This window comes from Anaeromyxobacter dehalogenans 2CP-1, from assembly GCF_000022145.1.
Lineage (GTDB): Bacteria > Myxococcota > Myxococcia > Myxococcales > Anaeromyxobacteraceae > Anaeromyxobacter > Anaeromyxobacter dehalogenans.
In genome coordinates this window covers 4,711,584-4,735,554 of the sequence record NC_011891.1, presented here as the reverse complement: position 1 = coordinate 4,735,554, position 23,971 = coordinate 4,711,584, and the positions used below count along the sequence as shown (strand labels likewise).

Annotated in this window: 23 protein-coding genes; 5 read left to right on the top strand and 18 right to left on the bottom strand. The window is 76.7% G+C overall.

Annotation, left to right across the window (positions count from 1 at the left end):
* Window positions 1-53 precede the first annotated feature (53 nt).
* On the bottom strand, window positions 54-1,097 hold the full coding sequence (locus A2CP1_RS21410) for a pyridoxal phosphate-dependent aminotransferase (protein ID WP_015935276.1): 1,044 nt from the start codon (window positions 1,095-1,097) through the stop codon (window positions 54-56).
* A gap of 186 nt (window positions 1,098-1,283) precedes the next feature.
* Here A2CP1_RS21410 and A2CP1_RS21405 point away from each other — a divergent pair, with 186 nt between their 5' ends.
* Window positions 1,284-1,592 carry a hypothetical protein gene (locus tag A2CP1_RS21405; RefSeq protein WP_015935275.1) on the top strand — a complete coding sequence of 103 codons (309 nt, stop codon included), beginning with the start codon at window positions 1,284-1,286 and terminating at the stop codon, window positions 1,590-1,592.
* 94 nt (window positions 1,593-1,686) lie between these two features.
* Here A2CP1_RS21405 and A2CP1_RS21400 read toward each other — a convergent pair whose 3' ends face one another.
* From A2CP1_RS21400 to A2CP1_RS21390, 3 genes are all read right to left on the bottom strand, one after another.
* Window positions 1,687-2,799: an arginase family protein gene (locus tag A2CP1_RS21400; RefSeq protein ID WP_015935274.1), complete on the bottom strand. Its 1,113-nt coding sequence runs from the start codon at window positions 2,797-2,799 to the stop codon at window positions 1,687-1,689.
* Between the two features lie 72 nt (window positions 2,800-2,871).
* Window positions 2,872-3,273, bottom strand: a complete 402-nt coding sequence (locus tag A2CP1_RS21395; RefSeq protein ID WP_012528181.1) for a bacteriohemerythrin — start codon at window positions 3,271-3,273, stop codon at window positions 2,872-2,874.
* A gap of 130 nt (window positions 3,274-3,403) precedes the next feature.
* Window positions 3,404-3,952, bottom strand: coding sequence for an inorganic diphosphatase (locus A2CP1_RS21390; RefSeq protein ID WP_015935273.1), 549 nt, complete (start codon window positions 3,950-3,952; stop codon window positions 3,404-3,406).
* A 154-nt stretch (window positions 3,953-4,106) separates the two neighbouring features.
* On the opposite strand from A2CP1_RS21390, the gene A2CP1_RS21385 reads away from it, so the two are divergent.
* A complete protein-coding gene (locus tag A2CP1_RS21385) occupies window positions 4,107-4,364 on the top strand; it encodes a putative signal transducing protein (protein WP_012528179.1) in 258 nt (85 codons plus the stop codon).
* A 58-nt stretch (window positions 4,365-4,422) separates the two neighbouring features.
* Here A2CP1_RS21385 and A2CP1_RS21380 read toward each other — a convergent pair whose 3' ends face one another.
* The 4 genes from A2CP1_RS21380 to queF form a co-directional block, all read right to left on the bottom strand.
* The gene (locus A2CP1_RS21380; RefSeq protein ID WP_015935272.1) at window positions 4,423-5,979 is read right to left on the bottom strand and encodes a leucyl aminopeptidase; all 1,557 of its coding nucleotides are present in this window, start codon (window positions 5,977-5,979) and stop codon (window positions 4,423-4,425) included.
* A gap of 48 nt (window positions 5,980-6,027) precedes the next feature.
* Window positions 6,028-7,914 (bottom strand): serine/threonine-protein kinase, encoded by a 1,887-nt coding sequence (locus tag A2CP1_RS21375; protein ID WP_245529889.1) that lies wholly within the window; start codon window positions 7,912-7,914, stop codon window positions 6,028-6,030.
* Between the two features lie 132 nt (window positions 7,915-8,046).
* Window positions 8,047-9,291, bottom strand: coding sequence for a glycosyltransferase family 4 protein (locus tag A2CP1_RS21370; RefSeq protein WP_015935270.1), 1,245 nt, complete (start codon window positions 9,289-9,291; stop codon window positions 8,047-8,049).
* A 99-nt stretch (window positions 9,292-9,390) separates the two neighbouring features.
* Complete coding sequence (gene queF, locus A2CP1_RS21365; protein ID WP_012528175.1) at window positions 9,391-9,759, bottom strand: preQ(1) synthase; 369 nt, start codon at window positions 9,757-9,759, stop codon at window positions 9,391-9,393.
* 192 nt (window positions 9,760-9,951) lie between these two features.
* On the opposite strand from queF, the gene A2CP1_RS21360 reads away from it, so the two are divergent.
* On the top strand, window positions 9,952-10,146 hold the full coding sequence (locus A2CP1_RS21360) for a hypothetical protein (RefSeq protein ID WP_012528174.1): 195 nt from the start codon (window positions 9,952-9,954) through the stop codon (window positions 10,144-10,146).
* Between the two features lie 19 nt (window positions 10,147-10,165).
* Here the strand turns inward: A2CP1_RS21360 and A2CP1_RS21355 are convergent, their stop codons facing one another.
* The 6 genes from A2CP1_RS21355 to A2CP1_RS21330 form a co-directional block, all read right to left on the bottom strand.
* Window positions 10,166-10,516: a hypothetical protein gene (locus A2CP1_RS21355; RefSeq protein WP_015935269.1), complete on the bottom strand. Its 351-nt coding sequence runs from the start codon at window positions 10,514-10,516 to the stop codon at window positions 10,166-10,168.
* Entirely contained in the window at window positions 10,516-12,267 is a 1,752-nt protein-coding gene (locus A2CP1_RS21350) for an OPT/YSL family transporter (protein WP_015935268.1), read from the bottom strand. The genes A2CP1_RS21355 and A2CP1_RS21350 overlap by 1 nt, the downstream gene beginning before the upstream one ends.
* Before the next feature lie 86 nt (window positions 12,268-12,353).
* Complete coding sequence (locus A2CP1_RS21345; protein ID WP_015935267.1) at window positions 12,354-14,063, bottom strand: hypothetical protein; 1,710 nt, start codon at window positions 14,061-14,063, stop codon at window positions 12,354-12,356.
* 71 nt (window positions 14,064-14,134) lie between these two features.
* Window positions 14,135-15,616: a lipopolysaccharide biosynthesis protein gene (locus A2CP1_RS21340; RefSeq protein ID WP_015935266.1), complete on the bottom strand. Its 1,482-nt coding sequence runs from the start codon at window positions 15,614-15,616 to the stop codon at window positions 14,135-14,137.
* Window positions 15,617-15,762: 146 nt separating this feature from the next.
* Entirely contained in the window at window positions 15,763-16,629 is an 867-nt protein-coding gene (locus tag A2CP1_RS21335; protein ID WP_015935265.1) for a phosphatase PAP2 family protein, read from the bottom strand.
* A gap of 6 nt (window positions 16,630-16,635) precedes the next feature.
* A complete protein-coding gene (locus A2CP1_RS21330) occupies window positions 16,636-17,307 on the bottom strand; it encodes a hypothetical protein (protein WP_015935264.1) in 672 nt (223 codons plus the stop codon).
* 190 nt (window positions 17,308-17,497) lie between these two features.
* On the opposite strand from A2CP1_RS21330, the gene A2CP1_RS21325 reads away from it, so the two are divergent.
* Window positions 17,498-18,157, top strand: a complete 660-nt coding sequence (locus A2CP1_RS21325; RefSeq protein ID WP_015935263.1) for an SRPBCC family protein — start codon at window positions 17,498-17,500, stop codon at window positions 18,155-18,157.
* 3 nt (window positions 18,158-18,160) lie between these two features.
* Here the strand turns inward: A2CP1_RS21325 and A2CP1_RS21320 are convergent, their stop codons facing one another.
* Complete coding sequence (locus A2CP1_RS21320; RefSeq protein WP_015935262.1) at window positions 18,161-19,303, bottom strand: glycosyltransferase family 4 protein; 1,143 nt, start codon at window positions 19,301-19,303, stop codon at window positions 18,161-18,163.
* 214 nt (window positions 19,304-19,517) lie between these two features.
* On the opposite strand from A2CP1_RS21320, the gene A2CP1_RS21315 reads away from it, so the two are divergent.
* Complete coding sequence (locus A2CP1_RS21315) at window positions 19,518-21,374, top strand: DUF4091 domain-containing protein (protein WP_015935261.1); 1,857 nt, start codon at window positions 19,518-19,520, stop codon at window positions 21,372-21,374.
* A 57-nt stretch (window positions 21,375-21,431) separates the two neighbouring features.
* Here the strand turns inward: A2CP1_RS21315 and A2CP1_RS21310 are convergent, their stop codons facing one another.
* The 3 genes from A2CP1_RS21310 to A2CP1_RS21300 all read right to left on the bottom strand — a co-directional run bounded on the left by A2CP1_RS21310 (window position 21,432) and on the right by A2CP1_RS21300 (window position 23,843).
* Entirely contained in the window at window positions 21,432-22,412 is a 981-nt protein-coding gene (locus A2CP1_RS21310; RefSeq protein WP_015935260.1) for an NAD(P)H-quinone oxidoreductase, read from the bottom strand.
* Entirely contained in the window at window positions 22,409-22,840 is a 432-nt protein-coding gene (locus A2CP1_RS21305) for a hypothetical protein (RefSeq protein WP_015935259.1), read from the bottom strand. The genes A2CP1_RS21310 and A2CP1_RS21305 overlap by 4 nt, the downstream gene beginning before the upstream one ends.
* A 181-nt stretch (window positions 22,841-23,021) precedes the next feature.
* Window positions 23,022-23,843 carry an ATP-binding protein gene (locus tag A2CP1_RS21300; protein ID WP_015935258.1) on the bottom strand — a complete coding sequence of 274 codons (822 nt, stop codon included), beginning with the start codon at window positions 23,841-23,843 and terminating at the stop codon, window positions 23,022-23,024.
* Window positions 23,844-23,971 lie beyond the last annotated feature (128 nt).

The window sequence follows — 23,971 nt, the reverse complement described above, 5'->3', positions numbered from 1 at the left end:
GCCGGATCGGGTCGCGCAGCGTCGAGCCGGAGCCGGAGCCGGCGGCCCCGGCCTCAGCGGGCCTCGGCCGCCGCCGCCAGCAGCGCGTCGTTCTCGGCGCGCGTGCCGATGGTGATGCGGATGCAGCCCTCCAGCCCGGCGTAGTGGTCCTGCCGGCGGACCAGGATGCCGCGCGAGAGCAGGTGGTCCCAGGCCGCCTTCGCGTCCGGCGTGCGGACGAGGACGTAGTTCGCGGCGCTGGGATAGGGGCGCCAGGTCGGGTGCGTCGAGAGCGCCTCGAGCACGCGGGCGCGCTCGGCCTGGATCCGCTGCGCCAGCTCGCCCACGTAGCCGGGCGCCTCGAGCACCGTCTGCAGGATCGCGCCGGTGTGCACCGGGATGCAGAACGGCGGCAGGCAGGCGCGGACCACCGCCGCCACCTTCGGCGACGCGAGCAGGTAGCCGGCGCGGACGCCGCCCAGGCACCAGGACTTCGAGAACGTGCGCAGCACCGCCACGTGGTCGTTCGCGCGCGCCAGCGGCCGGGCGTCGCTGCCCGCGAACGCGTGGTACGCCTCGTCCACCACCAGCACCCAGCCCTGCTGGCGGGCGCGCTCGGCGAGCCGCTCCACGTCGCCGGTCGCGAAGAGCTGCCCGGTGGGCGCGTGCGGGTTGGGCAGGAACAGCACGCCGCCCGCGCCGTCCATGGCGGCGAGCAGCGCGTCCATGGGGATCGCGAACCCGGGCGCGAGCGGGATGCCGCGCCACGGCGTGCCGGTCGCGAGGCTGCCGCCCTTGTAGTAGGGGAACGCCGGCACCGTGTCGACGACGGTGCGCGCGGCCTGCGTGAGCGCGAGCACGAGCAGGTTCGAGCCCGGCGCGAGCACCACGCCCTGCGGGTCCCAGCCCTCGTGTCGCGCCAGCGCCGCCCGCACGTCCTCGGCGTGCAGCTCGGGGTAGCGGTTCCAGGCGGCGGCGGCGATGCGCTCCAGCGCGCGGGCCTTCAGGTCGGGCGGGAGGTCGTCGGGGCTCTCGTTCTGGTCGAGCTTCAGGCGCGCATCGACCTTCGCGTACGGGTAGTCGGCGACCGAGGCGAGGTGGGGCTTGAACGCGTTCACGCGCGAGAACCTACCACACGGACGCGCAGACCTCCCCCAGTCGGGACCGGCGGAGCGCGGGTCGGGAAGTCCCGACACGACGGCGCGCAACCCCGCGAGATCCGGGGCGCAGAAGGCTGGCAGGGGCCGTGCACAACGAGAGGGCGGATGGCCGGACGGACGGCCCCAGCGAACAAGGAGAAGGTCATGGCGAACAAGAACAAGGTCCCCGCTCTCGTCGGCGCCGGCATCGGTCTCGCGGTCTTCCTCGCGGTCGCGCTCCTCCCCGCGCTCCTGTACGGCGGCTACGCGGGCGTGCTGCTCGCGGGCGGCATCTTCGGCACCCCGGTCACCGCCTCGATCGGCGTGAAGGCGCTCATCGTCTTCGGCATGGTCCTCGGCGTCACCGCGGTCGCCTCGCTGTTCGCGGTGGGCGGCGCGGCCGCCGGCGCGGCGGTGGGCGCGCTCCTCGGCGCCACCACCCCGACCTCGAAGAAGGCGGAAGAGAAGGCCTAGCGGCGCGAGCCCCGAGGCAACGTCCGGCATCCGCAGGAGGGCCCCGGCTCCGAGAGGCGCCGGGGCCTCGCCGTCTCCGCGTCCTCCGCGGCGCTCACCGGGTCCGGCCCAGCGCCGCGTCGATGGTCTCGGCGAGGTAGCCCGCCGCGAGCCCCACCGTGCGCGGCCCCGCGCCCTCGCCGCCCGCGATCCCCGGCGCGACCTCCATCACGTCGCCGCCCGCAAGCCCCACCTCGCTGCCCAGCCGCCGGACGAGCGCCGAAACGAACGCCGGGGTGAGGCCGCCCGGCTCGGGCGTGCCGGTGGCGTCGGCCCACTGCTGATCGGTCCCGTCGATGTCGTTGGTGAAGTACACCGAGGACACGCCGGTCGCCTTCACGTGCGCCAGGATCGCGTCCAGCGCCGCGCGCGGATCGGCGAGCACGTCGGCCGCCCAGAACTGCCGCACGCCGAGCGTGGACTCCCAGTGCGCGCGGTCGCGCCCCGAGGCGCGCGTGCCCACCTGCACCAGCCGCCCGCCGCGGCCCACCAGCTCGTTCGCGTGGTACGACCAGGTGCCGAAGCAGTAGCGGATGCCGAGCCGGTCCTCGAGCAGGTCGGTGTGGGCGTCGATCTGCACGATGCCGAGGCCCGGCCAGCGCGCCGAGAGCGCCTTCACCACCGGCCAGGCGGTGGAGTGATCGCCGCCGACCGCGAACACGCGGGCGCGCGGGTTCACCTCCAGCACCAGCGACAGCGCGTGCTCCGCGATGGAGAGCGGCGACACCGGCAGGCGCGCCGCCTCGTCCGCCGGGAGGTCCGGGTAGAGCGCGCGGCGGCTGGCGGCGAGCTGCGCCTCGCCCAGCATGTTGTCGTGGAGGAGCTGCGGGACCACGAACACGTCGCCGAGGTCCACCACCCCGTCGGCGCGGTCGCGCGCGCTGCGCGACGGATCGTCGGCGAGCAGCCGCTCGCGAATGGCGGCCGGGCCCAGGTTCGCGCCGCGGCGGAAGCCCGCCCCCACGTCGGAGGGGATGCCCAGCACCACCGCGCGCGCGGTGGCGGCGCGCTCCAGGTCCTCGCGCCAGCGCGCGCGGATCTCGCGCTCGTCGTCGGCGCCGTAGAGCCGGCGCTGCAGCGCGAGCTGCTCGGCCTTGCCGCTGGAGACGAGGTGGATGCCGCCGCCGGCGGGGCGGAGGAGGAGCGCGAGCGTGTCGGTGAGGTTCACGCCCGGAGGTTAGCCCCGCGCGGGCGGCGGCGCACCTCCGCGGCGGGGGTGCGCGACCACGGGCCGCGAGCCCTACTCCGACCGCGACAGCACGAACCTCGCGAACGCGACGTCGGTGCTGGTGACGTGGTCCTGCAGCCAGCGCTCCACGAACGTGGAGACGCGCGTCGCCTGCAGCCCCGGCCCGCCGCGCTTCTCGTGCTCGTCGGAGAGCGCCATCAGGCTCGCCACGAAGCCGTCGTGCTCCGCCTTGTGCTGCGCGTAGCCCGGGTACTCCACCTCCCGCATCCAGGACTCCTCGGCCCCGAAGTGCGTCACGCAATAGAGGCGCAGGTACGAGAGCAGGATGCCGACCTCCTGGCGCGAGGTCTGGCCCAGGCTGGACACGAAGCGCTCGGCGCGGCGGAACAGCTCCTGGTGCTGCGCGTCGATCTCCTCGATCCCGACCGCCAGGTCCGGCGTCCACGCGATCATGGCTCTCCTCGCTCGCTTCCGGGGCGCGGCGCGCCCGCCGGGTGAACGGCGAGATTACCGCAGGGGCCCGCCTCCGGCCCACCCCGCCGGCGCGCGATCGGCCAGGGGGACGGCGGCGGCTTGCGCTGGATCAGGAGCGGCGCCGGATCACGGCCGCGAGCGCGCGCGTGCAGCCGTCCACCAGGCGCTCGGCCTCCTCCGGCCCGCCCCAGCCCAGCAGCGCCGGGTTCTTCGGCTCGAAGAAGATCGCGGAGAGGAAGAACTGCGCGATCTCGTCGCGGACCCGCGCGGGCAGGTCGTCCGGCGAGCGGAGGTCGTCGCCCCGCGGGTGCTTCACCGGGACGGCCAGGATGCGGTCGTTGCGCACCCGGCCGTTCGACCTCGAGTCCTGCTCCAGGCGCACCACGCCCACGGCGCGGCACGGCACCACCACCCCGGGGAAGCTCACCGCGTCCCAGTAGACGAGGGCGTCCACCGGGTCGCCGTCCGGCGCGCGCGTGCCCGGGATGAACCCCCAGTCGTACGGGTAGGCGAGCCCGAGCGGCAGCGGGCGCGACACCGTCACCACGCCCAGCTCCGCGTCGTACTTCAGCTTCAGGCTTGCACCGCGCGGCGACTCCACCACCACGCGCAGCGCGCCGCGCTCGTCGCGCGGAGGGAGCCGGGCGAGGTCGGTCATCTCCTCGACATGCCGGGGCACGCCCCGCCGGGCAATTGCATGACCGGTAGGAACCCGACCGGTGTCCCCGCTCGGCGGGCGGGCGGGCGTGCGCCGCCGGACCCGCCTGCGCGCGGGCCCCGTCGGCGGTATCCTCCGGGCGAGGAGGCGCGCGATGCACGAGAACCAGGAGCTCGTCCCGGTGGCGTCGTTCGAGAGCCTCTCCGAGGCCGAGGTGGCGCTCGGGTTGCTCGAGGCGGAGGGGATCGAGGCGGTGGTGCAGGACCGGCCGCTCGCGTCGCTGCTCCCGCCGATCGCGCTCGCGAACGGCGGGCTGGTGCTGCTCGTGCTGCCCGACGAGCTGGAGAAGGCGCGCGAGGTGCTCGCGACGCCGGACGCGGCCGGCACCGAGGACGCGCCGCTCGCGGAGTGATCGCGGCGCGCCGGGCCGGGCCCGGGCGGCCGCGATCACGAACCGTGAATGCTGCCGCTCACGCCTTCCAGGCGCGCACGAACTCGACCAGCGTGCGGACCGCGAACCCGGTCGCGCCCTTCGCGACGTAGCCCTGCTCCTTCCCGGTGTGGGAAGGCCCGGCGATGTCGAGGTGCGCCCAGGGCGTCTCCTTCGCGAACGCGTGGAGGAAGTGCGCGGCGGTGATGGCGCCGCCCCAGCGATCGCCGGTGTTCTTCAGGTCGGCGCGGTCGCTCTTGAGCTGCTCCTTCAGCGCCTCGGTCATGGGCAGGCGCCAGACGTCCTCGCCGGCCGCGCGCGCGGCCGCGAGCACGCCGTCGGCGACCGGGCCCTCCGGGCCGAACAGGCCGGCGGTGCCGTTGCCGAGCGCCACCATGCACGCGCCGGTGAGCGTGGCGACGTCGATCATCGCCGCGGGCTTCAGGGTGTCCGCCGCCCAGGAGAGGACGTCCCCGAGCACCAGCCGCCCCTCCGCGTCGGTGTTGGTGATCTCGACGGTCTGCCCGTCGTGCGCCACCAGCACGTCCGACGGCTTGTAGGCGCGCCCGCCCGGCATGTTCTCGCAGGCGCCCAGCACCGCGTGCACCGGGAACGGCGGCTTCAGCGCGGCGATCACCTGCATCGCGCCGAGCACCGCGGCGCTGCCCGCCATGTCGGTGTTCATGGTGACCATGCTCTCGGTGGGCTTCAGCGAGAGCCCGCCCGAGTCGAAGGTGATGGCCTTGCCCACCAGCACCACCGGCGCCTTCCGTCCGGCGGCGCCGCGCGGGATCCAGCTCACCTTCACGAGGCGCGGCGGCTCCGCGGAGCCGCGGGTGACGCCGAGGAACATCCCCATCTTCAGCGCCTGGATCTCCTTCGGCCCGCGCACCTCCACCGCGAGGCCGGCGCGCCGCGCCACCTCGGCGGCCGCGCGCGCGAGCAGCTCCGGCGTGCAGTCCGCCGGGCCCAGGTTCACGAGGTCGCGCGCCCAGGCCACCGCGCCCGCGATCCGGCGGGCGACGTCGAGCGCGTCCTTCACCGCGCGGGCGCGCTCCAGCGACGGCGGCACCAGCACCGCCACCTCGGCGACGCCGGACGGCCGCGCCGGATCGTCCTTCTTGTAGCGGGTGAACTGGTAGGAGCCGAGGAGCGCGCCCTCGGCGAGCGCGCGGGCGGCGCCGGGGAGCGCGTCCCCGTCCAGCGCCGGCGCGGCGAGCGCGAGCCTGCGCGCGCCGGCCTTCCCCGCGCCGCGCGCCGCCTTGCCCGCGGCGGCCCGCAGCGCCTCGTACCCGTCTCGCGCCCAGGCCTCGAGCGCCTTCGCGCGCGGCCCCATCCCCATGAGCACCACGCGGCCTGCCCGGGCGCGTCCGAGCGTCGCGAGCGACAGCTCCTGGCCGGCCTTGCCGGCGAACCGCTCGGCGCGGGCGGCGGCGAGGAGGGCGCCGTCCAGCAGGCGGTCGAGGTCCTTCACCGCGCCGGCCCCGGCGCCGCGGACCTCGTCCTCGAACACCGGCAGCGCCAGCGCGTCGGCCTCCGCCTCCGCCGGCGCCGCCCCTGCCGCCTTCACCGCGATCCGCTCGATGCCTCGGGACATGCGTGCTCCTCCACGGGTGTGTGGAGGCGTCGTTTAGCACGGCGAGGGCTACTGCGCCGCCTCGATGCGGCGGACGGCCTCGGCCGCCTCCGGCGCGCCGCAGACCGGGACCCGGGTGCTGGTGAGGCCGAACAGGCCGCGCCGCTCGGTGCGGGCCGCGGCGGCCTCGCGGAGCCGGGGCAGCGCGGCGGGATCGGCCAGCTCGCCCAGCCGCCGGGCGGCGGCGCGGCGCACGTCGCACTCCGGGTCGGAGAGGAGCGCGCCATAGGCCGCCTGCCGCTCCACCTCCTCCTCGGCGCCCAGGTCGCGCAGCACCGCCAGCGCGCGCAGCCGCTGCACGCCCGTCCCCGCCGCCGCCGCGCCCGCGAGCACCGGGACGGCGCGCGCGCCCTCGTCGCGGAGCAGGCGCGCGGCGCGATCGGCGAGGCTGCGCTCGCCCCCGAGGTCCCGCGCCAGGTCGGAGCGGGCCTCGGCGTCGAGCACGCCCGCCTCGCGCGCCGCCTGGTAGGCCTCCACGCCGTCCGCGGCCCGGCCCGGCAGCCGGTGCAGGGCGCGCCCGTGCAGGAGGAGCAGCTCCGGATCGTCCGGGCGCCGCCGCAGCGCCGCCTCGAGCGCGCTCCTCGCCTCGGCGGGCCGGCCCGCCGCGAGGTGCGCGCGCGCCTCGGCGGCCGGGCGCGCCCGGGCCCAGGCGATGCCGCCCGCGAGCGCGAGCGCCAGGAGGCCCGCGCCGGCCACCGCGGCGGCGCGGCGGGGGTGGGCGCGCGCGGAGGCCGCGGCGCGACGCCCGAGCGCGTCGAGCGCGGGGCGGGCGGCGGTCCGCGCCCAGGCGAGCGCTCCGGCGGCGCGGGACAGCGCGCCGGCGGCACGGGCGCGCACCCGGTCGAGCGGGCCGGGCACGGCGAAGGCCGACGCGCCGGGCAGCGTGAGCGTGCGGGGCGGCGCGACCGCCGGGGTCAGGGTCTCGGGCGCGACCAGCTCGAACTCGGCGGAGGCGAGCGGGGGCGGGGAGGGCGCGGGCGTCGCGCCGGGCGGCAGGGCGAAGGCGGGGCCGAGCGCGGCCGCGAGCGCCTCGCCCAGCTCGGCCGCGCTGGCGGGCCGCGCGGCCGGCTCCTTCTCGCAGGCGCGGGCCACCACCGCCACCAGCTCCGGCCAGGCGGCGAGCTCCGGGCGCGCCCCGGCGAGCGGCGGCACCGGCGCGGTGGCCTGCTTCATGAGCAGGCCGCGCGCGTCGGGCGCGGTGAACGGGTGATGCCCCGCCAGCATCCGCCAGGCGATGAGCCCGACCGCGTACAGGTCGGCGCGCGCGTCCACCGCGCCGCCGGTGGCCTGCTCCGGGGCGAGGTACTCGGGCGTGCCCACCACCATGCCGGCCTGCGTGGCGCAGCCGGAGCTCGGATCGGTCATCTTGGCGATGCCGAAGTCGAGGATCTTCGCCACCTCGCGGCCGCTCGCGGTCCGCGCCAGGAACACGTTCTCCGGCTTCAGGTCGCGGTGCACGACGCCCATGGCGTGGGCGGCGCCGAGGCCGGCGCAGATCTGCCACAGCACCGGCACCGCCGCCGCGGGCGCGAGCGCGCCCTCGCGCCGGAGCCGGTCGAACAGGCTCTCGCCGGTGAGCAGCTCCATGGCGAGGAACAGCCAGCCCTCCTCGGTCCGGCCGAAGTCGGTGACGTGCACGATGTGGTCGTGCTGGAGCGCGCTCGCGATCTCCGCCTCGCGCCGGAACCGCTCCACCAGGTCCGGCGAGGCCGACAGCTCCGGCCGGAGCACCTTCACCGCCAGGTCCTTGCGCAGGTGGACGTGCCGGGCCTGGAACACCGCGCCCATGCCGCCGGTGGCCAGGTGGCCGGTCAGCTCGTACCGACCGTCGAGGCAGGTGCCGACGAGCGTCGCCGGCTCGAAGGTGGCGGGGGCGGACATTCCGGATCCGGACAAGCGGACCTGGATTCTAACCGCGTTCGAGCGGCTGCCCATGTCGCAGCGCCGCCCGCGCCCATGCGCGTACCGTGTACCACCCCACCCCGGGGCCGCCCCGGCCGGATCACCGGGGCAGGGTGAGGCGGACCGTCAGTGCAGGGTGAGAACGGCCTCATGCGGCGCGGGCGGCGGCACCGCGCGGATGGGAGGCACGCTCCGCGCCCGGCGGGGCGCACGCGGGCCGGGCGCGTCGCCGCCGGTGGCCCGGAGGAGCGCGCGCTCCAGCCGCGCCGCGACGCGTGCCCAGGTGAAGCGCTCCGCCACCCGCGCGCGGCCGCGCGCGCCCATGGCCCGCGCGCCCTGCGGGTCGTCGAGGAGCCGCTCCAGGGCGCCGGCCAGCGCGACGGCATCGCCGGGGGGTACGAGCACCCCCGTCTCGCCCTCGGCCACGATCTCGGGCACCGCCTCGATGCGCGTGCCCACGCACGGCACCCCGCACGCCATCGCGTCGAGGAACGCGATCCCGAACGGCTCGCGCAGCGTGGGCAGCACGAGCGCGGTGGCCTGGGCGAGCAGGGCGGGCAGCTCCTCGGTGGCGACCGGCCCGAGGTGGAAGGCGCCCTCGGGCAGCCCCGGCACCTCGCGCGGCCCGGCCACCAGCAGCCGCGCGCGCGGCCGGCGGCGGCGGAGGCGCGCGAACGCCTCGAGCAGGATGGGGCCGCCCTTGCGCCGGAAGTCCTTGCCCACGAACAGGAGCGTGCGGCCGTCGTCGCGCCGGGGCGCCTCGGCCGGGAACACGTTCGCGCCGGCGCCCACCACCGCGATGCGCGCGCGGTCCACGCCGTAGTCCCGCACCAGCGAGCGGGCCACGTTCGCCGAGAACGTCGCGATCACGCGCGCGCCCCGGTACACGGCCGTCTCGCGCGCCCGCCAGCCGGGCCCGTAGTCCACCGGCGCCGCCAGGCCGGCGGCCGGCCAGGGCGGGCTCGCCTGCGCCAGCGCGCGGGTGTGGTCGAGGAGCAGCGCGTAGGGGAGCGGCGGCGGCAGGCCGGGCGCGAACAGCGCGCCGTTCTGGAGCACCAGGTCCGGCGCCGGCGCGAGCGCGCGCAGGCGCTCGCCGGCGCGGGACGCGTGGCGATCCCAGGCGTAGGTCGTGTTCCACCGGTGCCGGAGCGCGAGGCGGCCGTAGCGCGCCGCGGCCAGCGCCAGGTGTGCGATCACCGGCGGCGCGGGGCGGAGCCTTCGCGTGCCGGGGTCGCGCGGCTCGAGGTCGCCGGTCGCCGCGACCAGCCGCAGCTCGTGCCCCCGCTCCCCGAGCGCCGCGGCGATGGCCGCGGTCACCCCGCTCTGGGACCCGTAATGGACGTACGCGATCGAGAGCCGCCCTCTGCGCATCCACCCTCCCCTCCCCGGACCTCAAGGTGAAGTGCGAGGGGGTGAAGGGGAAGCCTGACAGGGGCGCGCGCACGCCCGCTCGGGCGCTGTCGAGCGCGCTCAGACTCCGGCGGGGCGCTCGCCGTGGCGGGCGGTCACCACCGTGTGGATGCCGCCGCGGACGGCGAAGTCGCCCACGACCTCGATCCAGCGGGGCGCGAGGGCAGCCACGAGGTCGTCACAGATGCGGTTCGTCACCGCCTCGTGGAACGTGCCCTCGTTCCGGAAGCTCCACAGGTACAGCTTCAGGCTCTTCAGCTCCACGCAGCGCTCGGCCGGGACGTAGCGGAGGCGGATGGTGGCGAAGTCCGGCTGCCCGGTCATCGGGCACACGCAGGTGAACTCCGGGCACTCCATCGCGATCTCGAACGGGCGTCCGGGCTTCGGGTTCGGGAACGTCTGGAGGTCGCGGGAGGGCTGGGTCGGCATGAGGCGTCCTTCGGGCTTGGTGCGAACCGGTGGAAAACCGACAGCATGCTGTCGGGATTTCGCGGGCCGGGCTGAAATCCTTACCGGTCGGGGTGGGGTCTCCGGCGCCAAGCCCCTGTAACCTCGTCGCTCGGGGCAAGGCAAGCGGATTGCTATCGGTAGGAACCGCACGCTCGAGACACGGAGGGATCCATGAACCGCAAGGCCCGCCGCCGCATGAAGCACCTCGCGCCCCGTCGCATGGTCACCACGCTCGGAGACCTCATCTCCGCCGCGTACGAGGCGGTCCCCGGTATCGGCGACAAGAAGCTCGAACGGGCGCTTCGCCTGCTCACCGAGTCGCCGTTGGCTCGCCAGATGACCCCGCACGTCGAGTTCGTGCCGTAGTTCCCTCGCCTCGCGGGGCTCAGTCGAACCGGGCCCCGCAGCGCGCGCAGTGCTGCTCCCGCAACGGATCGGCCGGTCCCGGACGTCCCCCCGGGGCCGGCCGATCGTCTTCCTTCCCGAGCGCCTTCCCGAGCGGCGCCCCGCACGAGGGGCAGCGCGCGACGGAGGCCGCCGCCGCGAACGCGGCGAACAGCAGCCCCACCGCCGCGATCGCCAGGCCGCCGCGCCAGCCGGCGCCGGCCGTGCCCACCAGCAGGCCGGCCGCGATCGCGCTGGCGACCGCCCACGGGAGGAGCCGCCGCGCGCCGCGGGCCCGGGAGCGCTCGCGCTCGAGGTCGGCGCGCCGCATCCGCTTCGCAGGGCCGGCCATCACAGCGCCAGGAGCGCCAGCACCAGCAGCACCAGCGCCTCCCCGGTGATGAAGCCGGACGCGAGCGGGGTGTTGTAGATCCCCTCGGTCCGCGGCGAGAGCCGCTTCCAGAGATCCTGGATGAGGCCGCCCACCACCATGGGGAAGATGGCGAAGCCGGGGATGAGCATCCCGAGGCCGACCGCGGTGGGGGAGGGCACGAACCGGCCGAAGCGCGGGTTCGACTCGAGCACGGTGAGGACCACGCCCAGCACCAGCGCGATGCCGAGCGCGGCGACGGCGCTCGGCGCGAGCGCTCCGAAGCCCTGCGAGAGGAGCTCGGCGAACCCGGCCCACTTCACGCTGATCGGCGAGGTGAGGCCGCCCTCGCCGCCCACGCCGTACTTGGCCCGCACCGCCGGGTAGGCGACCGCGACCGCCAGCGCGCCCACCGGCACGCCGACGAGCTGCAGGATGGTGAGGTTCCGGTTGGTGGAGCCGACGATCTTGCCGGCCCGGTAGTCCTGCATCAGGTGCTCGCCGTTCGCGGCCACCGAGCCGCTCATCCCGGAGCCCACCATGTTGATGGGCACGTGGCCCGGCGCGAGCACCGCGAACACCGCCTGCATCACGTTCGCCATGGCGCTGATGGGCGCCCAGTTCGTCTCGCCCAGCACGCGGATGCCGACCAGCATCAGGATGAGCGAGAGCCCCACCGACACGAGCGACAGCCAGATGGGGAAGCCGAGCGAGATCTTCTGCACCACCACCAGCGCCACCGTGCAGGCGATCGCGCCCCACACCACCCAGCGCATGGGGAAGTCGCCGCCGTCGCCGGCGCCCTTGGCCGACATCCCGCGGAACGTCTTCGCGATCACCTTCCACTTCAGCACCAGCGCGGCGAGGCCGCCGGCCACCATCAGCCCGGTGGCCGGCCACATGATCCAGCGCTGCAGCACGGCGTTGAAGGTGAGCTCCGGCACCAGCCCGGCCCGGAACAGCGGCTCGGGTGCGACCAGCCAGGCGAGGACGAGGCCGAGGCCCATCGAGAGCGTGACCCGCAGGCCGATGAGGAGGCCGGCGCCGAGCGAGAGCACGCCCAGCTCCGAGCCGACGCGGAGCGCCTCGGCGTGCGGGGTGAGGAAGCGGAACGCGATCGTCTCCGGGATCCAGCCCAGGCCCTGGCGCAGCGCCACGAAGCCGGCCGAGATGGCGCCGCCGATCCCGAGCGCCGCCACGCGCGGCCCCGCCTGCTTGCGCCCCTGGTCGAGCACGAGCAGCGTCTCGCCGGCGGCGGTGCCGTCGGCGAAGGTGAGGTTCTCCTGGTCGATGTAGTGCTTGCGCAGCGGCACCGCGAGCAGCACGCCGAGCAGGCCGGACGGCGCGAGCCACGCGAAGATCTGCAGCGGGCTGAGGTGCAGGTCGAGCAGGCCGCGCTGGTTCAGCATGTCGATGGCCGCGAGCACCACCGACATGAAGCCCACGCCCGAGCCGGCGGCGGTGCCGGCGGTCTGCACCAGGTTCGTCTCCCAGCGCGTGGCGCGCACGCGGGTGAAGACGCCGAGCAGCGAGAGCACGATGAAGCCGAGGAACGCGCTCACCACCGAGATGTTCGGGCCGTAGCCGATGCGGAGCACCACCGTCGGCTCGGCCGCGCCCATGATGGCGGCCACCACGATGGCGACTCCCACGGCGCGGACGGTCAGCTCGCGGTGCGGCGCGCCCGCCGCGCCGGGCGCCGGGGTGGAGGATTCCTGAGCGATCTTGCGCATGGGCCGGAGACTCTAGCGCGAGGGCGCCGACCGGCCAATCGACCCGGAGGCGACGGGTCCCGCGCCGAAGGGACGCCGTCCTCGCGTCACATCGCCGGCCCGCGCGCCTCGCCGCCCCGCGATGGCGCCGGGGGCGGCGCCGGGCGGCGCGCGGCACGGCGTGCGGGGCTCCCGGCGGGCGGCGGCACCACCGCCGGCGCGCGGACGTCGGCGGGCACGGCCGGCAGCGCGGCGGGCGGCAGCGGCGCCGCCACCGGCCCGGCCAGCACCACGCGGTCGCCTTCGCCCGGGACGCGCGGGGCGGGCGCGAGCGGCTGGTACACGTGGTACCGACCGATCCAGAGCGCCCGCCGGTACGCACCGCGGATCTCCGCGATCGGGGCGGCGCCGAGGTTGCCGGCCGTGTACCAGCCGTCCGCCTCCGGGCCTGCGAGATCCTGCAGCAGGACCACCGCCGGGACGGCGCCGGCGCGGAGCACCTCGAGCAGCGGGCGCGCCAGCGCGGGGTCGTGCGCCCCCGCCAGCCGCAGCATCCAGGCATCGAGCAGCAGCGGGCGCTCGCCCGCGAGCAGGGGGACGAGCGGGTCCTCGGAGAGGACGGGCCCGGGCGGCAGGGCGGAGACGACCGCGCGCAGCTCGGCGAGGCGCGAGCTCGCCGTGTCGGCGCGCCAGGTGACGCCGGCGAGCAGCGCCCCGGCCACCGCCGCCGCCGGGGCGCCGAGCCCGGGCCAGGGCCACGGGCGTGCCCGGGCGCGGGTCGCCGCGGCGGCCGCGAGCGCCGACGCCCCCGCCGCCTCCAGCTCGAGCAGGTGGTTCACGCCGGTGCCGGGCGAGGCGAGCACCGCGAGCACGCCCAGCCCCGCGAACGCCACCCAGAGCGCGGCCAGCAGGAGCCCGCCCGCGGCGGGCGCGCGCCAGCCGGCCAGGGCGCGCGGCGCCGCGGCGCGGAGCGCGGCGGCGGCCGCGACGACCAGCACCAGCCCGGCGCGGTCCTCCACCAGGAACAGCCGCGCCAGCCGGAACGGCGCCCGCACCAGGTCGCCGGGCCCTGCGCCCCCGGCGGCGCAGGCGGCCAGGACGGACAGGAACCGGCCGCCGGAGAGCAGGTCCGTGGCGAGCGTCACCACGGCCGCGCCGGCGGCGGTGGCCGCGGCGAGGCCGAGCGCGGCCCGAGGCGCGCGGCGCAGCGCCAGCCACGCGGCCGCGGCGGCCGGGGCGGTGAGCGCGGTCGGCTTCGCCGCGAACGCGAGCACGAAGCAGAGCGCCGCGAGCGCCAGCCGGCCGCGGCGCGGGCGCGGCGGCGCGTCCGCGTCGGGATCCGAGCCGAGCGTGGCCGCGAGCCCGAGCGCCTGGAGCGCCACCGCGAGGAGGTCGCCGCGCACCGCGGAGAGCGCGTGCTGCCCGGCGAAGCCCGCCAGCGCGAGCGCGGCGAACGCCGCCGCGGGCGCGCGGGCCAGCCCCATGCGCCGCGCCAGGAGGAAGCCGCCCACCACCAGCAGCGCGCCCGCGGCGAGGGAGAGCGCGTAGCCGGCGGGGAGCAGCGGCGCGCCCAGGCGCAGCAGCCCGGCGTGCAGCGCGAACGCGAGCGGGAAGAAGCGGGTGCCGCCATAGCCCAGCTCCGCCGAGGCGAGCGGGCGGTAGAACGTGCCGTGCGCGAGGTCGTCGGCGAGCGCCATCCAGGCGCCCGAGACGTGGTTGAGCGCGTTCCCGCTCTCCCAGGCGGCGGGCAGGCGGGCGAGCGTCAGCGCGGCGAGCACCGCGGCAGGGAGGACGAGGGCGAGGGCGCGAGGCCGCATGCGAGGGGACGTGGGCAGCGCCGGGCGGCGCGGCGACCCCGGGCGCGGGTCGGGACCCGGCCGGCCGGCGCTCACGCGCTCTCCGGGGGCGCTGCGGGCGTCCGTCCGGCCCGCCGCGCGCGGAAGAGGCTCACCCAGCCGGCGGGCAGCCAGCCGAACGCCCACGAGACGCCCAGGTAGGCGGCGGCGAAGGCCAGGCCGCAGGCGGCGAGCCGGAAGAACGGCGGCGCGGCGAGCGCGTTCAGCGCCACCCAGGCGGCGGGCGCGGCCACGGCGGTCGCCGCCGCCTGGCGGGCCAGCGCCCGGACCGGCAGCGCCTGGCGGAGCGGCGCCTCGAACAGCTGGGCGGTGCGCACGAGCATGGCGGCGCGCGCGGCCGCCTCGGCCGCGGTCCAGCCGGCGAGCGCGCCGATGGGGCCGAGGAGCGCGAGGCCGCCCGCGACCAGCGCGGCGGTGGCGCCGAGCTTCCCGGCGGAGAGCGCGAGCATGAACCGGTTCTGCGCCCGGGCCCGCATCACGCCGTCGAGCGGCAGCGCCGCGAGCAGCACCGAGCCGGTGGCCAGCCGGAAGATGGGCACCGCGGCGGCGTACCGCGGCGAGAACAGGAACGGCACCAGCACCGGCGCCGCCACCGCCAGCAGGCCGGCCAGCGGCACGAACGCGAAGGAGAGCTGCAGCACCGCCTCGTGGAACAGCGCCAGCCCCGCCCGCGGCGGCCGGCCGGCGCCCTCGTGCTCGGCGAGGCCGATCTGCAGCAGCTCCGACACCGGCGTGTACAGCACGTCCACCACCGGGAGCTGGAACGTCCCCACGCTGTACACCGCGAACGCGGCCGCGCTCACCGCGGCGGCGACGGCGTACTGGTGCCACTGCTGCTGCGGCACGATGAGCACGAACGCGAGCCCGAACGGCAGCGCGTACGCCACCTGGCGCCGGAGCAGCGCGAGGTCGCCGCGCAGCCCGTGGCGCCGCGCCAGGAGCCACAGCGAGAGCGCGGCGCGCGCCGCGGTGGCGAGCGCGATCCCGGCGAACACGCCCTCCACCGAGCGCCACAGGAGCGCGCCCGCCACCATGGCGGCGCCGCGGCCGCCCTCGGTGGCGACGCGCGCCAGCGCCGCCGCGCCGATGCGCCCGGTGGCGTTCCAGGCGACGTCGAGCGGCGCGCCCGCCACCGTGAACGCGGTGAACGCGGCCACCCAGGGCAGGTTGCGGGTGAGCTCGGGGTTCTCGAAGTGCGCCGCCACCCAGGGGCGCGCCAGGAGCAGCAGCACCGCCGACGCGGCCCCCACCGCGAGGAGCGCCCAGGCGGTCTGCGCCACGTAGCGGTCGCGCCGGGCGGGGTCGCGCGGGACGAAGTAGTAGAGGCTCTGGGTGAGCCCGAGCGGCAGCACCAGCGCGAGCGTCTGGGAGAGCAGCCAGGCCTGCTTGAACGTCCCGTAGGAGGCGGGCACCAGCACGCGCGCCAGCACCAGCGGGACCGCGAAGGTGAGCGCGGCGCCGGCGAGGCGCGCGGCCATGAGCGGGCGCGCTCGGGCGAGGATCGAGTCGGGCAAACGTTCCCTCCGCACCGAACGATGCGCCTCGCGCCACGGCGCGGCGCGTGGGCGGCCCGGGCGGCACCGCCCGCGCGGGCAGTGGCGCAGCGCGTGGGCGGGGCCGGGCCGAGCGGCGCCGACGGACGGGTCCCGGTCCGGGGGGACTAGAGCGTGCCGGCGAGCGCCAGCCCCGCGCCGGACGGCAGCGGCAGCGGCACGAGCGCGAGGGACGACCCGCCGCGAGAGGGCGGCGCGTCCGGGTCGGAGCGCCGGTGCAGCACCACCCATCGCCCCACCGACCAGCCCAGCACCGAGCCGAGCAGCGAGTCGGAGAGGAAGTGGCGGTGGTCGATGACGTGGAACGCCACCAGCCCGCCCGCCAGCGCGTGCAGCCCGAGCTGCGCCGCGAGCGGCGGCTCGAAGTACGCCGTCCCCGCGGAGAGCAGCGAGTACAGCGTGGCGGCGTGGCCGGAGGGGGTGCCGGAGGGGTAGAGCCGGAGCGAGGCGCGCGGGCCGAGCACGCGGCCCTCGCCCGCGCCGTCGTGCGGTCCCTCGCGTCCGACGAGCAGCTTCACCGACACGTGATACGCCTGCGCCACCGTGAGCGCCTCCGCCATGAGCGAGCACCCTTGCGCGAGGTGGGCGTCGCCGCGGGCGGTCGCGAGCCACCACGTCCCGAGGCCGCCCACCGCGATCCCGCCCCACAGCGCGGGCTGCACCACGTCGTTCCAGACCAGCGGCAGGTGCGGGTTCAGCTCGCGGGTGATCCAGCGGTCGAGCCGAACGTCGGCCGACGGGTGGGCGGGCCACATGAGCGCCAGCCCCGCGCCGAGCGCGACCGCGAGCCCGGCCGCGTCCGGTGCGCTCCAGCGCGGCGCGTCGGCCGGGATCGCCACCACGTCGAGCAGGACGCGCCGGACCACCGGGAGGTCCGCCCAGCGGGTCCCCTCGCCCAGGAACGGCCCGGGCTCCTCCGCGGCCGCGGCGCCCGGCGCGAGCGCGAGGGCGAGCGCGGCGGCGAGCGCGATCAAGCGGCCTCAGTTGCAGGTCGGCGTGCCGTTGCAGACGGGCGGCGCCGGGTCGCACGCGTCGTAGGTGACGGCGCACTTCTGCGCGACGAACGGCCCCTTCAGCGTGCCGCCGTCCGTGAAGGTGAGGTCGAGCGACCCACGGATCTCGTTCGCCGAGATCGCGGTCACGGTGGCGGTGCCGGTCGCGTCGATGGACGCCTTGTCCACGCAGGCGTCGTCGGTCTCGTTGGCCGAGAAGATGCCCACCCGCACCGCGCCGGTGGCGTCCGGGGTGAGGCTGCTCGGATCGGTCACCACCGTGTAGCCGGCGGCGTCGAGCGGCGGGGCGGTCACGGGGGTGCCCGGCTGGCCGATGCGCGCGTGGACCAGCAGCCCGCCCACCAGGCCGAAGCTCTTCTTCATGGCGCAGGGCGTGGTGAGCGTCTGGCACAGGCCGGGGCTCTTCGAGAAGCCGATCAGCACCGACGAGGGCGCGTACGGGAGCGGCGCCGGCAGGCCGACCTCGATGCTGCAGTCGTTCGAGGCCTCCGGCCCGGCGAACGCCGCCTCCACCACGGTGAAGGGCTGGCCGCGGATCGTGCCGGTGAGCTCGGTGGGACCGCCGCCGTCGTTGCTGCTGGAGCCGCAGCCGGCCGCAGAGAGCGCCGCGAGGGCGAGGGCGATTCGCGTGGTGCGCACGGTGGTTCCCCCTGTGAAGTGGACGGACGAAGCGCACCACCCGGGAGCGGGCCCGTCAACGCACCGGGCGTGGCCCGCCGTCCCGGGTTCGCCCCTCCGGCCGCGTCCGTCGGGCGCGCCCCGAAGGACGGAGCGCAGCAGGGCCGGATCGGTGCGTGCCGCCGGCGCTACGCTGACGGTGGAGGTCGCGATGCGCACCGTCCGCCGGCTCGGGCTCGCCGCCATCGTCGCGCTCGCCGGGTGCGGCCGCGGCTGCGGGAACACCGACAGCCCCTTCGATCCGTCCGCCGGCTACGAGCCGCTGGAGGACTGCAGGGCGAGCTTCCCCGCGCCCGTGGAGGGGGATCCCCACCCCGAGACGCTGGTGACCGTGGACGGCGACGGGCCCGAGTGGTCGTGGGCGCACGGCGCGGCCTACGTGCACGTGCCGCTCCCGGTCGTCTGGGAGGCGCTGCAGGACCCGGCCACCAGCCACATCCACGGCGCGGACTGGCGCGTGACCGGCACAGTCGAGCCGGACTTCCCGCTCTCGTTCGAGATCCGCTACGAGGCCGGCCCGTCGGGCCTCCGGGTGCACTGGGTGATCGCCTACCGGGGCGGGCCGCTGGTGGGCACGGTCGAGGCGCCCGAGGTGATCGGCTTCCGCTACCAGCGCATCCACGGCACGGTGAACGTCGAGGTGCAGGACGGATCGCTCGTCGCGACCGACGCCGGCGACGGCGTCACCGCGCTCCAGTTCGTCTGCCACCTGAACGCCTACCACCAGGACCACGACGACGTGCGCGGCACGGTCCAGGACTGGTTCAACGACCTCGTCGCGAAGGTCCGCACGCTCCAGCCGCCGCCGTGACGCTCACGCCCCGCGGCCGGTGGCCAGGGCGGGCGCGGGCCGCAGCACCTCCAGCATGCGCGCGGCGGCGCGCGCCCAGCCGAAGCGGGCCGCGGCGCGCGCGCGGCCGGCGACGCCCATGGCACGGGCGCGGGCCGGGTCGCCGAGCAGCGCCGTCAGCGCGGCGGCGAGGGCGGCGGGATCGCGCGGCGGGACGAGCAGCCCGGTGTCGCCGTCGGCCACGATCTCCGGGATGGCCTCGATCCGGCTCGCCACCACCGGCAGCTCGAACGCCATGGCCTCGAGGAAGGACAGCCCGAACGCCTCGCGCAGCGTCGGGAGCGCGAACACCGCCGCGGTGGCGTAGAGGCGGGCGAGCGCCTCCTTGCCGAGCAGGCCGTGGTCGGTGACGCCCTCCGGGAGCGCGGCCGGCGCCCGCGAGGTGACGAGCGCGAGGCGCGCGCGCGGGTGGACGCGGCGCACCTCGCGGAACGCCTCGAGCAGCTCCGGCCCGCCCTTCGGCACGAAGTTCCGGCCCACGAACAGCACCAGCGGCTCGCGCGCCAGCCCCAGGTCGCGCGGCCCGGGCTCGACGTTCGGGCCGGCGCCCACCACGTGGACGCGGGCCGGGCTCACGCCGTAGTCGGAGAGGAGGGAGGTGCGCACCGCCTCGCTCATGGTGAAGATGCCCGCCGCGCCGCGGTACACCGCCTCCTCGCGGGCGCGCCACTCCGGCGCGTAGGGCACCGGCGGCGGGAGGCCCTCGAGCGGCGGGTAGCGCTCGGCGATGGCGCGGGTGTGGTCGAGGTACAGGTGGTACGGGACGTCGGGGACGAGGCCGGGCGAGAACAGCACGCCGGCCTGGATCACCGCGTCGGCCCCGGCGCGCCGGATGGCCTCGCCGGCCCGCGCCGAGAGGTGATCGAACGCGAACGTGGTGTGCAGGTAGTACGGCTTCCAGCTCCGGCCGTGCGTGCGCAGCGCCTCGGCGACGGCGCGCACCACCGCGGGCCGGACGTTCGGGATCCGGCAGCCGGGGCGGAGCTGGTAGAGGAAGCCCTCGGCCGGGTTCGCGTCGACCACCTCCGCGCCGGCCTCCGCCAGGCTGCGGGTGACGGCGGCGGTGACGCCGGACTGGGGGCCGTAGTGCAGGTAGAGAACGCGCATCGGGGCGCAAGCTAGGTCCTCCGCCCGGCGGCGGCGCTTGCCGCCGCGGGGCGTGTTCACCGACGGGCAATTCACGAACAGTGATGAGCGGCGACCGGCCGGGCGGGCGCGCGCCGGCACGGCCGCTGGCGGGCGCCTGCTCGCCCGTCTGTGGTGTCGGCCCCGACCCTCATGGCAGATCAGCACCTGAACGAGACGCCGGAGGGCAGGCTGTATGCTGATCAGGGCGGCGTCCCTACATGGAGAGCCTCCTTTGACGCTCCGACCGCTCGCGGCCCCCGCCGCGTTCGCCGCCGTCCTCGCCCTGCTGTTCGCAGCGCTCCCCGCCCAGGCCGCCTCGGTCTGGACCGCCACCTCCACCGAGAAGATCCGCCCCGCCGCCCCCGCGCGCGCGCCCGGCGGTGCCGCGCTCACCGCCGCGCGCAACGAGTTCGAGGCGTTCCAGGTGGTGATCACCGGCGCCGCCACCGGCGTCCGCGCCACCACCGCCGGGCTGACCGGCCCGGCCTCGCTCCCGGTCCGGCTGTACCGCGAGGCGATCATCCACCTCGCGAACCCCTCCGCGCTCGACGGGGGGACGGGGCCGTGGCCCGACGCCCTGGTGCCGGACGTGGACGAGCTGACGGGCGAGCGGCGGAACGCCTTCCCCTTCGCCGTGCCGGCGGGCGAGAGCCGGGCCGTCTGGGTGGAGGTCCACGTGCCCCCGGACGCGCCCGCGGGCGAGTACGCCGGCTCGGTGCAGGTGACCTGGGACGGGGGCGAGGCGACCGTCCCGGTGACGCTCACCGTCTGGCCGTTCACGCTGCCCTCCACCGCGTCGCTGAAGAGCGCGTTCGGGCTGTCCTGGGGCACGCTCAACACCGCGCACGGCGTCTCCGGCGACGCGCTCTCGACGCTGCGCGGGCGCTACGGCCAGCTCGCGCTCGATCACCGCGTCACGCTCTCGCGCATCGACGACGGCAACCGCGACCTCGCCCACTTCGCGAGCTTCTTCGGCCCGCTGTTCGACGGCGGCGCGGCGACGTCGCTGCCCGGCGCGCAGGCCACCTCGGTCGAGTACCTGGGCGGGAGCTCCGGCTACGCCTCCTGGGCGAGCTTCTTCCAGTCGCGCGGCTGGGACGACCGGCTGTTCCAGTACACCTGCGACGAGCCCCCGCTCCAGTGCGCCTGGGGCGACATCCCGGCGCGCGCCGCCTCGGCGCGCGCGGTGTCCCCGGCCCTGCGCACCCTCGTCACCACCACCGTCCAGCAGGCCGACGCGGCCGGCGTCACCTCGTCCATCGACGTGCTCGTGCCGGTGGTGAACTTCCTCGACGACCGCGCCGGCGAGCGGTTCGCCGGGCCGCAGCGCGCCGCCTACGACGCCTTCCTGGCCGGGTCGCCGCGCCGCGAGGTGTGGACCTACCAGAGCTGCATGAGCCACGGCTGCGGCGGGACCGTGGACATGGGCTCGCCGAGCGACTCGGATCGCTACTTCACCGGCTGGCCGAGCTACATGATCGACGCGTCCGCGGTGCGGAACCGCGCCATGGAGTGGATCTCGTTCAACCACCGGGTGACGGGCGAGCTCTACTACGAGACCACCATGGCGTACTCGCACGACCCCTGGAACAACCAGTGGGACTTCTCCGGCAACGGGGACGGGACGCTGTTCTACCCGGGCACGCCGGCGAAGGTGGGCGGCACCACGCAGATCCCGGTCGCCTCCATCCGCCTGAAGATGATCCGCGAGGGCATGGAGGACTACGAGTACCTGAAGCTGCTCACCGACCTCGGCGACGGCGCGCTGGCGCGGGAGATCTCCGGCGCGCTCTTCCCGCACCCCTACGACGCCGAGGTGAGCCCGGCCGACCTGCTCGCCGCGCGCGAGCGGATCGCCCGGCGCATCGTGGAGCTGGGCGGCGGCGCGCCGGGGGCTCCGGGCAGCGGCACGGGGAGCGGCTCGGGCGGCGGCGGTGCCGGCGGCGGGCTGCAGGCGGGCGTCATCGCGCCGAGCGGCTGCCGCAGCGGCGCGGGCGGGCTGCTGGCGCTGCTCGGCCTGGCCGGCGCGGTGCGGCGCCGCCGGCGGTAGCGCGGGGACGCGGACCACGGCCCGGCCTCGCGGCCGGCCGTGGTCCGGCCCGGATCGTCAGAACGCCAGCACGAGCTTGCCGAAGCTCTCGTTCCGCTCCATCCGCTCGTGCGCCTCGCGCACCTGGGCCGCCGGGATCACCGCGTCCACCACCGGCTTCACCCTGCCCGCCGCGACGAGCGGCAGGACGTCCTTCGCGAACGCCTGCGTGGCCGCGATCTTCTCCTCGAGCGGCCGCGGCCGGAGCACGGTGCCCACGATGCTGCCCCGCGCGCGCATGAGCGCGCCGAGGTCCACCGTCGGCTTCCCGCCGCCCATGGTGCCGATCACCACGATGCGCCCCCCGGTGGCGAGCGCGGCCAGGTTCTCGGCGGTGTACGGCCCGCCCACGAAGTCGAGCACGAGCGGGCAGCGGCCGGCGACCTTCTTCACCTCGTCGGCGAAGCGCGGCTCGTCCTTGCCCACCAGGATCCCGTGGTCGAGGCCGAGCGCCCTCGCCCGCTCCAGCTTCTCGGCGGTGCGCGAGGTGCCGATCACCGTCGCCCCGGCCGCCTTCGCGATCTGCACCGCGGCGGTGGAGACGCCCGAGCCGACCGCGTGGATCAGCACCGGCCAGCCGGGCCGCAGGCCACCCAGGGTGAACAGCGCGTCGTGCGAGGTCATCCCGGCCTCCGGGATCGCGCCGGCCTCCTCGAACGAGAGCCGGTCCGGGATGCGCACGAGCATCCGCTCGTGCACCAGGCACAGCTCGGCCTGCGCCTCGCCGGCCGCGATGGCCATGACCCGGTCGCCCGGCTTCCAGGCGGTGACGCCCGCGCCGACCGCGGCCACCTCGCCGGCGAGCTCCAGGCCCGGCACGTCCTCGCGGTAGCCCGGGGGCGGAGGGTAGAGCCCGCGCCGCTGCAGCAGGTCGGCGCGGTTCAGCGCCGCGGCGCGCACGCGCACCAGCACCTCGCCCCGCGCCGGCGCCGGGTCCGGCAGCTCGCGCAGCGCGATGACCTCGGGACCGCCCTTGCCGCCGAACACGACCGCCTTCATGGGATCCTCCGCATGCCCGGCGCGCCGAAGTGGCCGGAGGCCGATCCGAACGGCGCCTCGTAGGTGGCGCCGTCCGGATCGCGCGCCACCGCGGCGCGCCCGGGCTCGACGCGGGCGAGAGGATACCGATCCGCGCGCGGGGGCGCGACCCTCTCGCCGTCGGGCGGGCAGGCCGGCGACGGATCGAGGGCCTCGAGCGCCTCGGCGGGCTCGGCGGCCACCGCCAGCACGTAGCCGTTGTACGTGCCCTCCCACCACATGGAGAGCTCGGCCGGCCCGGTGGCCGCCGCGGCCGCGAGGTCGAGCAGCGCGGCGCGGAAGCGCCGGAACGGCGCGGTGTCGTGGCGCGGGTCGGCGCCGGGCGGGAGCGCGCTCGCGTGGCGGGCGCGCAGGTCCTCGAGCGCGAACAGGACGATCCGGGCGGTCACGCACCGGATCGTAGCGGTCAGAGCGCGTGAATCAATCTCCGGACCGAGCCAGGCGGTCGAGCCGCGAGCAGCGCGAGGCGCGACGACCGAGCATGCCCGTCGGCATGTGAGGGAGGAGCAACGAAGCGATGCGACGCGGATCGGCCGCCGCGGCGACGGGAGGGGATGGGTTCACGTGCTCTCACCCGTGCAGCGCGCCGTCCACGCCCACCACCACGTCGCGGAGCGGGATGGCCTTGCCGGAGGCGGCGATGGCCTGGCGGGCGGCCATGGAGATGCCGCCGCAGCAGGGGACCTCCATGCGCGCCACGGTCACGCTGCGGACGTCGGAGCGGGCGAGCATCTGCCCGAGCTTCTCGGCGTAGAAGCGGTTGTCGTCGAGCTTCGGGCACCCGACCACCAGCGCGTGGCCGGCGAGCAGGTCGTCGTGGAAGCGCGCGCAGGCGAACGGCACGCAGTCCGCCGCGACGAGCAGGTCGGCGCCGTCGAGCCAGGGCGCGCCGACGGGCACGAGGTGGAGCTGCACCGGCCAGTGCGTCAGCCGGCTCTCGCCGCTGGCCGGGGTGGCCGGGCCGCGGGACGCGGCGGCCGCGACGGGCCGGCCGCGGGGCGGCAAGGTGCGGGCCCGCGAGCCGGGGCAGCCGCCGCCCTGGGGCGCGGGGTCGCCGGACGGCACCACCGAGAGCAGCGGGCGGGGGCGCGCCGGCGAAGCGGCGGGTGGCGCCGGCGCCTTGGCTGCGTGGTCTGCCGCGGGCGCGCGGCCCTGGCGCGCGAGGTGCGCGGCGACCACGGCCTCGTCGAACGCGTCGGCGTCGCGCTCGACCACGGTGATGGCGCCCTGCGGGCACTCGCCGAGGCAGGCGCCCAGCCCGTCGCAGAGCGCGTCGCCCGAGAGCCGCGCCTTGCCGTTCACGAGCGCGATGGCGCCCTCGGCGCAGGAGGGGATGCACTGGCCGCAGCCATCGCACTTCGACTCGTCGATGTGGACGATCTTCCGGATCATTTTGCGCCCTTATCGCACGGGATCCGTCCCGGACGGTAGTCAGCGCGCGCTTACGGCGCGGGGGCGAAAACTGGCCGGGACGGCGGGTGCGGGGTAAGCCGGGACATCGCCCGATATCGCGGGGTTGG